This window comes from Microcosmobacter mediterraneus (assembly GCF_031846265.1).
GTDB classification, from domain to species: Bacteria; Bacteroidota; Bacteroidia; order Flavobacteriales; family Flavobacteriaceae; genus Microcosmobacter; species Microcosmobacter mediterraneus.
This window is the reverse complement of sequence record NZ_JAVRIA010000001.1, coordinates 436,397-449,099: the sequence shown is the minus strand read 5'-3', so window position 1 is coordinate 449,099 and position 12,703 is coordinate 436,397. Positions and strand designations below refer to the sequence as shown.

Here is a 12,703-nt window from a genome sequence, read left to right as displayed (position 1 = left end):
ACCATCCACATCTATTTAAAAAATTCCAAAACATTAGCTTCAATGCGCTCTTGAATATTGGACAGATCCGCTTTTACAAACGTATCACCAGTAATATTCTCATATAACTCTATGTAGCGCTCACTTACAGATTCAATATAATCATCAGACATTTCTGGTACCGTTTGCCCTTCATGACCTTGAAAACCATTTGCAATAAGCCATTGCCTCACAAACTCTTTAGACAGCTGCTTCTGTGCTTCTCCTCTATCCTGACGCTCTTGATAACCTTCAGCATAAAAATAACGCGAAGAATCTGGTGTATGGATTTCATCTATCAAAACAATTTGTCCATCGTTAGTTTTACCAAACTCATATTTTGTATCTACTAAGATTAAACCTCTAGACGCAGCGATCTCTGAACCTCTTTGAAATAATTTTCTTGTGTAATCCTCTAAAACACGATAGTCTTGCTCTGAAACAATCCCTCGTTTTAAAATGTCTTCTCTAGAAATATCTTCGTCATGATCTCCCATTTCTGCTTTAGTTGCAGGTGTTATAATAGGTTCAGGAAATTTATCATTTTCTTTCATACCTTCTGGCATTGGCACACCACATAGCATTCGTTTTCCTAACTTATATTCGCGTGCAGCATGACCAGACATATAACCTCTAATAACCATTTCCACTTTAAATGGTTTGCATAAATGACCAATAGCTACATTTGGATCTGGAGTGGCTACTAACCAATTTGGCACCAAATCTTCTGTGGCTTTCATCATTTTGGTTGCAATTTGGTTTAAGATTTGACCTTTGTAAGGAATTCCTTTAGGCATAACAACATCAAAAGCACTTAATCGATCTGTTGCAATCATTACTAATTGCTCATTGTTGATATTATAAACTTCTCTAACCTTGCCTTTATAGAGGCTTGTTTGATTTGGAAAATCGAAATTAGTATCTATTATTGTATTCATCAATCTCTATTCTCTATGCTTTTATAAGCTTCAATAACTTTCTTAACCAGTTTATGTCTAATAACATCTTTATCATCTAAGAACACAATACCAACACCATTAATATTCTTGAGTATTAAGAGCGCCTCTTTAAGCCCAGAAATTGTACGTCTAGGTAAATCGATCTGACCAGGATCTCCTGTTAACAGAAACTTTGCGTTCTTTCCCATTCTGGTTAAAAACATCTTCATCTGCGCATGTGTTGTATTTTGTCCTTCGTCTAAAATCACAAATGCATTATCTAAAGTACGACCTCTCATAAATGCCAATGGTGCAATTTGCACTGTTCCATTTTCAATAAAGGTTTCTAATTTTTCAGCAGGAATCATATCGCGTAATGCATCGTATAATGGTTGCATGTAAGGATCTAATTTTTCTTTTAAATCTCCTGGTAGAAATCCAAGATTCTCTCCAGCCTCAACAGCTGGTCTTGTTAAAATAATACGCTTAACCTCTTTGTTTTTAAGGGCTTGTACTGCTAAGGCAACTCCTGTGTAGGTTTTACCTGTTCCTGCAGGACCAATAGCAAAAACCATATCATTCTTCTTTACAGCATCAACTAATTTACGCTGATTAGCTGTTTGCGCTTTTATGAGTTTTCCACCAACACCATGAACTATAACTGCTCCAGATTTGTCTGAAGTTGTGTAATCTTGACTACTTGCACTTGTTAAAACACGCTCTATAACATTTTCGTCTAACTTATTATATTTAGCAAAATGCTTCATAAGCATATTCATTCGACGATCAAATTCTTCTAAAAGATCCTCATCGCCATAGGCTTTAATTTTATTGCCTCTAGCAACAATTTTAAGTTTTGGAAAATAGGTTTTAAGGAGTTCTATATTAACATTTTGTGCTCCAAAAAATTCCTTTGGAGTGATTTCTTCAAGTTCAATGATAAGTTCGTTCAAAAGCTACTAGAATTTATGTTTGTTTTATTAGTTTTGTGTTTAACAAATCTACATAAAATTACAGAGGTCTGTATTAAAAAAATATCAACAATTGGCTCATGGCAATCATCACATTAACAACTGATTTTGGAGAAAAAGATCACTTTGCTGGTGCCATAAAAGGAGCTATTTATAGTGAGCAACCCGAAGTGAAAATTGTTGATATTTCACATTCAGTATCACCATTCAGCATCCCAGAAGCCGCTTATATTATACAAAATGCTTATAGTAGTTTTCCTAAAGGAACTATTCATATCATTGGAATAGACTCTGAGTTAAATCCTGAAAACAAACACATTGCAGTAAAATTAGACGATCATTATTTTGTATGTGCAAATAATGGTATTATGAGTATGATATGCTCAGAAATAGCTCCAGAAAAAATAGTTGAAATTAATATACATGATAAAGTAGCTTCTAGTTTTCCGGTTTTAGACATTTTTGTAAAAGCTGCTTGCCATATTGCTCGAGGTGGAACTTTGGAGGTGATAGGAAAAGTTATCAACAACATTAAACCGATTAAAAATTTAATACCATTTGTAAATGATGAAAAGAGCCAGATTATTGGCAGTATTATTTACATTGATCATTATGGGAATGTTGTAACTAATATAAGACGTAAATTTTTTGAATCTGTGCAAAAAACTAGACCTTTTGAAATTTCGGCTCGTAACTACAAATTTAAGCGTATATATGAGCGCTATAGTGATATTATTAACTTTGAAATTCCTGAAGAGAAACGCAATGACGAAGGTCGTGGTATGGTGGTTTTTAACTCATCAGACTACCTAGAAATTGCTGTTTATAGAAGTAATATGGAAACGGTTGGTAGTGCCTCTAGTTTAATGGGACTAAGTATGAGAGATACAATTACTGTAAATTTCTTAAAGGTCTAAAGATGATTGTACGCATAGTTAAAATGAGTTTTGAGGTTTCTAAAATTGATGTGTTTTTAAAAAATTTTAACCACAACAAAGATAAAATAAGAACGTTTGAAGGATGTGAATTCCTAGAACTGTATCAAGACAAAACCAATTCAGCTATTTTTTTCACCTACAGTTACTGGAAATCTGAAGAGGATTTAGAACGATATAGACATTCTGATTTATTTAAAATGGTTTGGGCAAAAACAAAACCATTATTTAATGCAAAACCTGAAGCTTGGACTGTGGATAAGGTTGCTACGCTAAAGTGATTTATGGTTAGTGAAAAGAAATAAATAGTATATTGATAGTTTAATATCGCTTAAGTAATGAAGCAGAGACTTTATAGTAACCAATATTAGATATTATAGTATCTGCCATCATTAAAAATTGAAGCTAATATAATTAAAGTACATACTGAATACCTAAATTTAACATGCTAGCAATTCTCAAAAAAGAAATAAATACATTTTTCACCTCACCAATTGGCTATTTAGTCATTGCTGTTTTTCTTGTTTTAAATGGTTTATTTCTATGGGTTTTTGAAGGTGACTTTAATATTATAGACAGTGGTTTTGCGGATCTATCTGGCTTTTTCTTGTTAGCACCTTGGATTCTTATTTTTCTGGTACCAGCTGTTACCATGCGAAGTTTCTCTGATGAAAAAAAGCAAGGCACTTTAGAACTATTACTCACAAAACCAATATCGCATTTAAACATAGTTTTAGGTAAATATTTTGGTGCATGCATACTCATTATTATTGCTCTTATACCAACATTACTTTATGTATTTACTGTATATCAATTAGGGCAAACTGTAGGTAATTTGGATATTGGAAGTACTCTTGGATCATATTTTGGATTACTCTTTCTAATTGGAGCTTATACTGCAATTGGTGTTTTTGCATCAACCCTTTCTAATAACCAAATTGTGGCATTTATTATTGCGGTTTTTATTTGTTTCTTTTTCTATTTTGGTTTTCAAGGTATTTCAAACTATAATTTTTTAGGCGATACTTTTTATCTAGAAAATCTTGGTATGGACGCACATTTTAAAAGTATGAGTAGAGGCGTTTTGGATACGAGAGATATTATATATTTTTTAAGCATATCTGCTCTATTCATAGTTTTAACCAAATTAAATATTCAGAACAGTTAAATATGATTATTACTACTCTTTTAGTTGTATTTATGATTCTGGTGTTTGTGCTAGTCTTTCTATTTATAAGAACAATTGATAAAAGAAAGTGGCTTACTCTACTTGTAAGTTTGGTTCTAACACCTTTAGTTTATTTTTATATGTTCTATCCATTTTTAAATATCATAGTCCCTTTTCATCATCAAAAACACTTTAATAGTGAAGCTTGGACAAAAAAACCGGGTTTGCGTTATGAGATGGTAAAAGACATAACCGATTCTAAATTTTTAATTGGTAAAGATAAATCTGAAATTGAAGCCTTACTAGGTAAATACGAATGGCTAAGTTGGGATGATGCTAAAAAGCAGCATGATGAAAACCTATGGAATTATGGCATGGGTTTATTACCAGGTGCTTTTAATGATGATAAAGAATGTTTAACGCTAGTATTTAAAAACGATAAAGTTTTTGAATTAAAACGATTTCAAGAACAAATAGTCTTTGAAGATGAATAGAACAAATTATTTAAAATATCTAGGCTTTTCATTAATAATCATCATAGCTATTAATGTCATTAGCTCTAGGGTATATCAGCGTTTTGATCTCACTTCAGATAAACGATTTACTATTTCAGAGTCTACAGAACAACTTTTAAACACTATTGATTCGCCACTAATTATTGATCTATTTTTAGAAGGCGATTTACCTTCAGAATTTAGACGATTACGCTCAGAAACCAAGCAATTACTAGAAGAATTTAGATTAACTAATCCTTTAATAAAAGTTAACTATATAGATGTGCTCGCAGATGAAGAAACCAAAGACAGAAATATTGAAGAACTAACAAAAAGCGGTTTAAAACCATATGTCAATAGTAAAGCTAGTAATTCTAAAGTTTCTAAAGAACTAATTTTCCCTTGGGCTTTTGCAAGTTTTGGTGATAATAACATCACTAAAATTCCACTTTTAAAAGATGATATTAGTAGTTCTCTACAAGAGAAAGTATCAAATTCTATTCAGAATTTAGAATATGCTTTCGCAGATGCTTTTAGAAAAATAACTCAGAATAAAACAAAACAAATTGCCGTATTAAAAGGTAATGGTCAACTCAATGATATTTATATTGCAGACTTTCTAAACACATTAAGTGACTACTACAGAATTGCAAAATTTACATTAGATAGTGTTGCAACAAATCCTAAAAAAACACTAAAGCAGCTAAGTGAATACGACTTAATTATTTCAGCTAAACCTACGCAAGCGTTTTCTGAAGAAGAAAAGTTTGTATTAGACCAATATACCATAAGAGGTGGAAAAAGTCTATGGCTGACCGAATCTGTTATCATTGAAGAAGATAGTTTAAAAAATGCATCTGGAAGTAATATTGCTGTTTTAAAAGATCTTAACCTCAACGATTTCTTTTTTAAATATGGTGTTAGAATTAACCCTGTAATTGTAAACGACATGTATTCTGCTCCTATTTGGTTAGCATTAGGCGAAGGAAGTAAGGCGCAATTTCAACCCTTACGATGGCCATACTCACCATTAGCTAAGAGCGAAACTAATCACCCAATAAGTAAGAATATTAATTTAGTACGTTTTGATTTTGCTAGTCAGATTGATACACTAAAAAATAATATTGATAAAACTATTCTATTACAAAGCTCAAAATTATCAAAGCTGCAAGGTGTACCAACATCAATTAGTTTAGATTTAGTGACACAAGAACCTGATCCTTCTACATTTAATAAAGGTCCACAACATCTTGCTGTTTTACTTGAAGGCTCTTTTACCTCTGTTTATAAAAATAGAATAAAACCGTTTCAACTTTCAGATGCCAAAGACAATGGTATTGCTTCAAAAATGATTATTATCTCAGATGGTAATGTTATACAGAATGGTGTGCTAAGAAATCAACCTCAAGAATTAGGTTTTGATAAATGGACAGGAAAAACTTTAGGAAACAAAGAGTTTTTGCTCAATGCTGTAAATTACCTTTTAGATGATAATGGATTAATGAACATTAGATCTAAAGATATAGCTATAGCCTTTTTAGACGAGCAACGTAGTGTTGATGAGCGTACAAAATGGCAATTTATTAATCTTTTATTACCCATTGTGTTACTTGCCCTTTTTGCCTTCGGATTTAATTATTTAAGACGAAGACAATACAGCTAAAAGTTGTTAATAAGTTTGTTTTATTAAACAACTCTATTAAGATATATTTGTAGGACAATTTTTTAGATCAAATTTTAGATGAAATTCATAGTATCGAGTACATATTTGTTAAAGCAATTACAAGTTTTAGGAGGCGTCATTAACAACTCTAACACCTTGCCTATTTTAGATAACTTTTTATTTGAATTAGACCATGCTAAACTTACCGTTTCTGCTAGTGATTTAGAGACTACCATGTCTTCTACAATAGATGTAGAAAGTGATGCCAAAGGAAGTATTGCATTACCTGCAAGGTTATTATTAGATACACTTAAAACATTCCCAGAACAGCCATTAACTTTTGTAGTTGAAGACAACAATACTGTAGAAATAAGCTCTAATCATGGTAAATATGCATTAGCATATGCAGATGGCAATGAGTTTCCTAAAGCTGTTGCTTTAGAAGATCCAAGCACAACAACAATAATGGGAGATATCCTTGCTACTGCAATTGCTAAAACAATTTTTGCTGCTGGTAATGACGATTTACGTCCTGTAATGAGTGGTGTGTTTTTTCAGTTTTCAACAGAAGGTTTAACCTTTGTAGCCACAGATGCTCATAAACTGGTTAAGTATACTAGAGAAGATATAAAGGCAAATCAGGTGGCAGAATTTATTATGCCTAAAAAACCTTTAAATCTTCTTAAAGGTATTTTAGCAGGCTCTGAAGATGATGTTACCATAGAATACAATGATTCTAACGCCAAGTTTACATTTAATAACTCTGAACTAGTTTGTAGACTTATAGATGGAAAATATCCTAACTATGAAGCTGTAATTCCAAAAGAGAATCCTAATAAATTAAATATTCAAAGAAATCAATTTTTGAATTCTGTAAAACGTGTGTCTATTTTCTCTAATAAAACTACACATCAAATCCGTTTAAAGATTGCTGGAGCAGAACTAAATATCTCTGCGGAAGATATAGATTACAGTAATAAAGCCGAAGAGCGTTTAAGCTGTGATTATCAAGGCGATGATATTCAAATAGGATTTAACTCACGTTTCTTAACAGAAATGATTACTAATTTAAGCTCAGACGAAGTACAATTAGAAATGAGTTTACCAAATAGAGCTGGTATTTTAACACCAATAGATGGTTTAGATGAAGGTGAGCATGTTACCATGCTTGTTATGCCAGTGATGTTAAATAATTAATAGTTTCATAATTTATATACTATTAAAAACGCTCACTTTAATAAAAGTGAGCGTTTTTGCATTACCTCTCTAAAACTCTCCATCCTCATGGAGAAAAACTAACTAACTAATAAAATTAAGAGATAAGGGATACGATGGTGGCTCACCATTACTTGCTCTAACAGCATTCATTATAGGAAATATTAAGGCTATAATTCCAAGAAAAATAAAACCTAATAAACCTAAGCCAAAAAGCAGTATCAGTGGCACACAAATAATAGAGTAAACTATTAAACTAATTTGAAAATTTATAATACGTTTGCCATGCTCATCCATTTGGTATACTTTATCTTTTTGGGTTACCCAAATAATTAAAGGAACTATAAGACTTCCTACTGCAGTTATATACAATAATAACTGACTAAGGTGAGTGATCATTAATAATTGATTGTCTTCGCGCATCATGTTGTAACGTATTTATTTTGATGCTTATAGGACGCTAAAGAAGATAATTTGTTACAATTTTTTAATTATTATTTAGTTTTATTCCATGTTTATGTAATGCATTAATAAATCTTTGATCATCTTTTAAATATCTGAAAAAATCTTCATATTCCCTTTTTAAAGTTCTTGTCTGTTTATTACGAATGGTATCTAAATGATAAAGCACACTATCTGTCATCTCTAAGCTTGAGTACACTACTGCTAACTGATGACTTTTTTCTCTATCACTACTATTTTTATGAATTGAATCAATTATTCTGTATGTGCTTAAAGTATCTCCAACTTTTGTATAACAAAATCCTAAGAACCTATTAAATACATTTTCTTTAGGTACCATTTTTTTTAATGGCTCAATAGCTTCATTGTATTTGTTTTGATCCATATATAACCTAAAAAAAGATCTGTTTATCACAAACTTATTATAACCCAAATCTTCTTTCTCAATTTTTTTCATTAATGCTTCAGCCTCCTCATATTTACTATTAGACATAAGTGCAGTAAAATAGGTATTAGCAGTAGCAAAAGATAATGGATCTAACTTATAGGCAATTTCTGCTTGCTCTAATTGTGCTTCATATTGCTGAGTATAATAGTAAAATGTAGAAAATTGATGCCTTGCTGTAACATCATTAGGTGACAATTTAATTGCTCTTTCAAAAGAAGTTTTAGCCTCATCGTGCTTACCTTTAATGTTATAAATTAAACCTCTAACAGAATAAATTCTAGATACTTTATCATTTATTTTTATAGCTTCATCTAAATAATCATTAGCTAATTGCGATGCTTCTCCAGGGTTTCTAGCAGAATAATATGTCTCAAGATAAATTGAATTAGCAATTTCAGCATAAGCTTCAGCATATTTTGGGTCTAAGCCTATAGCCTTTTCGTATAACTCTATACTTTTTGCTAAACTTTTAGCATTTCGTTTATCAGCTTCTTTCCTTCCTTGTAAAAATAATTTATAGGCTTCTACATTTTTGGTTGGTATCTGAGCTAAATAAGTTTCCTCTTCAACAGTAATATTAATTTCTAACGCACTAACTATTTCTTTAGAGAGTTCTGATTGTATATCAAAAATATCTGTAAGTGTTCTATCATAGTTTTCTGCCCAAATATGCTCATCAGTTTTAGCATCAATAAGTTGAGCTGTGACCCTTAACTTATTACCATATTTTCTTATACTACCTTCTAATATTAATGAAACTCCTAGCTCTTCAGCTATTAGAGGTATAGATTTATTAGTTTTCTTATAACGCATTACAGAGGTTCGTGAAATAACATGTAATTCTTTAATCTTTGATAAATGAGTAAGTATATCTTCTGTCATTCCATCTCTAAAAATCTCAGCATCATCATCAGTACTTAAATTTTCAAACGGCAACACAGCTATTGAATAATCGTTTATTTCAATCGATTTATGATTAAATTGAAAATGTAAAAAAATAAGTAGCAGTAACGCTATTAATACACCTACCAATATTGTAATACGTTTTTTAGATTTAACCTGTTCAGATTTGTTGTTATGAACTTTGAGCTTACCTTTAATATCTTCAGCCTTTGGAACAATTAAACTATCATTAGCAATTGCAAAAAGCGGTATAGCTTCTTCAACATTTTTCAATTCATAAGCATCTAAAAACTTTGATTTAATATGAGTATGATTCCTTGTTTGATCATGGACTTTATCAGAAATTAAAATACTGCCTGGTATAGCACAAGACTCTATTCTTGCTGCAACATTAACAGCATCTCCAATAATATCATCTTCAGTATGAATGATATCACCAACATGAATACCTATTCTAACAGGTATTTTTGGTTCAGATAAGAAAACTACTTGCAATTCAATAGCACATTCTACTGCATCAATAGTACTTCTAAATGTACTCAAAGTACCATCACCAAAATACTGAATTACTTTTCCGTTAAATGCTTCTATAGTCGTTTCAAAAGTACTTCTTAAACGTGCTCTAATTGCTACAGCATTAGCCTCATCTTTCTGCATTAATGCTGTGTAGCCTTCTATGTCAGTAAACATAATAGCTGCAAGCTGTCGCTCTTGAGTCATTCTGAATTAATTTGTTAGATGTACTAAATTAAACATTTTGCTAAATAAGTATGATATTAAGGTATATCAATCCTTTAAAAATAGGAATATTAACTATATTTAACTCAATTAAGTTAATCAACAACACAGGTAATGGCTCAAATTGCTTCTGAAAAAATTATAAGATTATTATCTCATTCCACTTTTTTTTCTGAAGTTTCCGAATCTTCACTATTCCATTTAAGTCAGTTTGTTACAGAGGAATCCTTTAAAAATAATGAAGTAGTTTTCAATAAAGATGATGAAGGTGACGCTATGTATGTAATTGTTCAAGGACAGGTTAAGGTTCATGTCAAAGATCATATTTATACACATCTTAATGAAGGTGATTGTTTTGGAGAATATGCATTAATAGATAATGATGTACGTTCTGCATCTATTACAGCCACTAAACCTTTAACACTTTTAAAAATAGAACATCATCATTTTATGGATTTACTTCATAAAGACAAGAATCTTGTTAAAGGTGTTTTGTCATTACTTATAAAACGTCATCGTGAGTTAGATGATATACAAGAACTATTAACAAATTCTAATAGAGCTTTAGAACTTGCTAGTTCAAAAACGAAAGGTCTTATTGAAGGTGCCATGGATGCTATTATTATGTTTGATAGTAAGTTTAGAATTGTTTTAACCAACCCTTCAGCCAACGAATTATTAGAGAATAATGACACTATACAACGAAATATACTTTTCTTTTTTGATGAACCAAGCGCCAAAATAATTGAATCAATTATAAGTTCTGAAGATAAAACACTCTTAGATAATCATTTACCAGAAATTCTAAAAGTTATTGGCTCAAATGAAACTGAGACCTTAAATGAAGGAACTATTAGCCAATATGGTACTGAAAATGAAACCTTCTATACTTTAATTCTAAGAAATATCAATGAACGTCTTAAAGCTGAAGAAAAAATTAATTTACTTACAAAACAGACAGAATATCTTACAGAAGAAATAAGATTTTTAACCAATGACCATGGTATTACTGCTGAAGATAATTCTATGAAAAGTGTTCTAAAACAAATTGACCAAGTCGCTAAAACGAATGCAACTGTTTTAGTCACTGGCGAAACTGGAACCGGAAAAGAACTAATAGCTAGAGCCATTCATAAAAATAGCACTAGAAATGACAAAGCCTTAATCAGAATTAATTGTGGTGCGATTCCGCATAATCTTATTGAAAGTGAACTATTCGGACATAAAAAAGGTGCGTTTACTGGAGCTACTTCAGACAGGAAAGGACGCTTTTTATTAGCAGATAAAGGCACTATATTTTTAGATGAAATTGGTGAAATGCCATTAGATTTACAACCAAAATTATTACGTGTAATACAAGAAGGAGAATTTGATCCAGTGGGAAGTTCTAAAACAATTAAAGTAGATGTGAGAATTATAGCTGCGACTCATCGCAACTTATTGCAACATGCTCAAAATGGTAAGTTTAGAGAAGATTTGTATTATCGATTAAATGTATTCCCTATAGAAGTTCCTGCTTTGCGCAATCGCGGAAATGATGTATGCCATATTGCTACTGAGATGATCCAACAATTGTCTAGTAAACTAAACAAACCGTATTTAGAATTATCAGAATCTGCAAAAAGATTACTAACCTCCTATCATTGGCCAGGTAATGTACGTGAATTACAAAATTTAGTTGAACGTGCACTTATTGTTTCGCAAGATGGTCGTATAAATTGGCAATCAATAATACCTGCAGAATCTAACATAATCGAAAATAATATTGATCAAGCACAAGAAAAAATACTGACCACTAAACAGTTAGTTCAACTTGAAAAAGACAATATTTTAAAAGCCTTACGATTGACTCACTGGAAAATTTCAGGTAAAAATGGAGCGGCCGAGTTATTAAAGATGAAACCCACAACTTTGGCATCGCGAATAAAAGCATTAGCCATTGAACGTCCGATTTAAAATTCACGACATCTCATAAATTAAATAACGACATTTCGTTATTTTACGATTTTTCATTACTATTTTATTTACTCAAAATAATTATAACTATTTGATATTTAATTATTTATATAGTTTGGCATAGCAATCGCATTAAAAAAGTCAAACAAAAAATAATTATTAATTAAATTTTAAAAATTAGAAACAATGATTACAACAGCAAACATTAAAAACGGTGTAAACGTAGACCAATTAGTAGAAACTATTGAGCACGTTCAAGCACAACCTGAATTAGCAAAATTCAAATTCAGAGCAAAAAACAATTGGATCAATGGTGGACATTGTGTATCAAGCATTAAAAGCTTTTATGGTGTTGGCGCAGAAGATACTTCACGTCAGGAAACTTTTACCATGGAATGTAGCCATCCAAATGTATTATTAGGAGAAGATGAAGCAGCAACTCCACCAGAAGTTTTATTACACTCATTAGGATCTTGTTTAACAGGTGCTATGGTTTATCATGCAGCTGCAAATGGTGCTACTATAGAAAGTGCGTCTTCTTCATTAGAAGGTGGATGCGACCTTCACGGATTCTTAGGATTAGATCCTGAGGTACGTATGGGATTTGATGGTATTACTTTTAAACTTAAAGTAAAATCAGATGCTTCTGTAGAGCAGTTAGAAAACTTTGCAAAGTTTTCACCAGTATTTGATATGATTACAAACCCAACTCCAATTTCTATTGAGATAGTAAAGGATTAAGTTTAAAATTAAAAAAGTGGCTTCTCTTTAACGGTTAGCCACTTTTTATTTCT

General features: G+C 31.3%; 12 protein-coding genes. 8 read left to right on the top strand and 4 right to left on the bottom strand.

All coding sequences use genetic code 11. The annotated features are described in order from the left end of the window. Positions 1–11: 11 nt before the first annotated feature. Positions 12–956 carry a phosphoribosylaminoimidazolesuccinocarboxamide synthase gene (locus tag RM697_RS02060; RefSeq protein ID WP_311426181.1) on the bottom strand — a complete coding sequence of 315 codons (945 nt, stop codon included), beginning with the start codon at positions 954–956 and terminating at the stop codon, positions 12–14. After that, positions 956–1,909, bottom strand: a complete 954-nt coding sequence (locus RM697_RS02055; RefSeq protein ID WP_311426180.1) for a PhoH family protein — start codon at positions 1,907–1,909, stop codon at positions 956–958. The genes RM697_RS02060 and RM697_RS02055 overlap by 1 nt, the downstream gene beginning before the upstream one ends. Before the next feature lie 98 nt (positions 1,910–2,007). Between RM697_RS02055 and RM697_RS02050 the strand changes: the two genes are divergently transcribed. From RM697_RS02050 to dnaN, 6 genes are all read left to right on the top strand, one after another. Then, a complete protein-coding gene (locus tag RM697_RS02050) occupies positions 2,008–2,844 on the top strand; it encodes an SAM hydrolase/SAM-dependent halogenase family protein (RefSeq protein WP_311426179.1) in 837 nt (278 codons plus the stop codon). A gap of 2 nt (positions 2,845–2,846) precedes the next feature. Next, positions 2,847–3,143 (top strand): putative quinol monooxygenase, encoded by a 297-nt coding sequence (locus tag RM697_RS02045; RefSeq protein ID WP_311426178.1) that lies wholly within the window; start codon positions 2,847–2,849, stop codon positions 3,141–3,143. A gap of 164 nt (positions 3,144–3,307) precedes the next feature. Continuing rightward, positions 3,308–4,030 carry a gliding motility-associated ABC transporter permease subunit GldF gene (gldF, locus tag RM697_RS02040; RefSeq protein ID WP_311426177.1) on the top strand — a complete coding sequence of 241 codons (723 nt, stop codon included), beginning with the start codon at positions 3,308–3,310 and terminating at the stop codon, positions 4,028–4,030. A 2-nt stretch (positions 4,031–4,032) separates the two neighbouring features. Further along, on the top strand, positions 4,033–4,524 hold the full coding sequence (locus RM697_RS02035) for a hypothetical protein (RefSeq protein ID WP_311426176.1): 492 nt from the start codon (positions 4,033–4,035) through the stop codon (positions 4,522–4,524). Next, entirely contained in the window at positions 4,517–6,187 is a 1,671-nt protein-coding gene (gene gldG, locus RM697_RS02030; RefSeq protein ID WP_311426175.1) for a gliding motility-associated ABC transporter substrate-binding protein GldG, read from the top strand. The genes RM697_RS02035 and gldG overlap by 8 nt, the downstream gene beginning before the upstream one ends. 78 nt (positions 6,188–6,265) lie before the next feature. Continuing rightward, the gene (gene dnaN, locus RM697_RS02025) at positions 6,266–7,384 is read left to right on the top strand and encodes a DNA polymerase III subunit beta (protein ID WP_311426174.1); all 1,119 of its coding nucleotides are present in this window, start codon (positions 6,266–6,268) and stop codon (positions 7,382–7,384) included. 102 nt (positions 7,385–7,486) lie between these two features. Here the strand turns inward: dnaN and RM697_RS02020 are convergent, their stop codons facing one another. Together RM697_RS02020 and RM697_RS02015 are read right to left on the bottom strand one after the other, a co-directional pair. Beyond that, entirely contained in the window at positions 7,487–7,825 is a 339-nt protein-coding gene (locus RM697_RS02020) for a DUF4870 domain-containing protein (protein WP_311426466.1), read from the bottom strand. Between the two features lie 64 nt (positions 7,826–7,889). After that, positions 7,890–9,935 carry an adenylate/guanylate cyclase domain-containing protein gene (locus RM697_RS02015; protein WP_311426173.1) on the bottom strand — a complete coding sequence of 682 codons (2,046 nt, stop codon included), beginning with the start codon at positions 9,933–9,935 and terminating at the stop codon, positions 7,890–7,892. 132 nt (positions 9,936–10,067) lie between these two features. Between RM697_RS02015 and RM697_RS02010 the strand changes: the two genes are divergently transcribed. Continuing rightward, complete coding sequence (locus RM697_RS02010) at positions 10,068–11,909, top strand: sigma 54-interacting transcriptional regulator (RefSeq protein WP_311426172.1); 1,842 nt, start codon at positions 10,068–10,070, stop codon at positions 11,907–11,909. Positions 11,910–12,095: 186 nt separating this feature from the next. Next, entirely contained in the window at positions 12,096–12,650 is a 555-nt protein-coding gene (locus RM697_RS02005) for an OsmC family protein (RefSeq protein ID WP_311426171.1), read from the top strand. Positions 12,651–12,703: the final 53 nt, after the last annotated feature.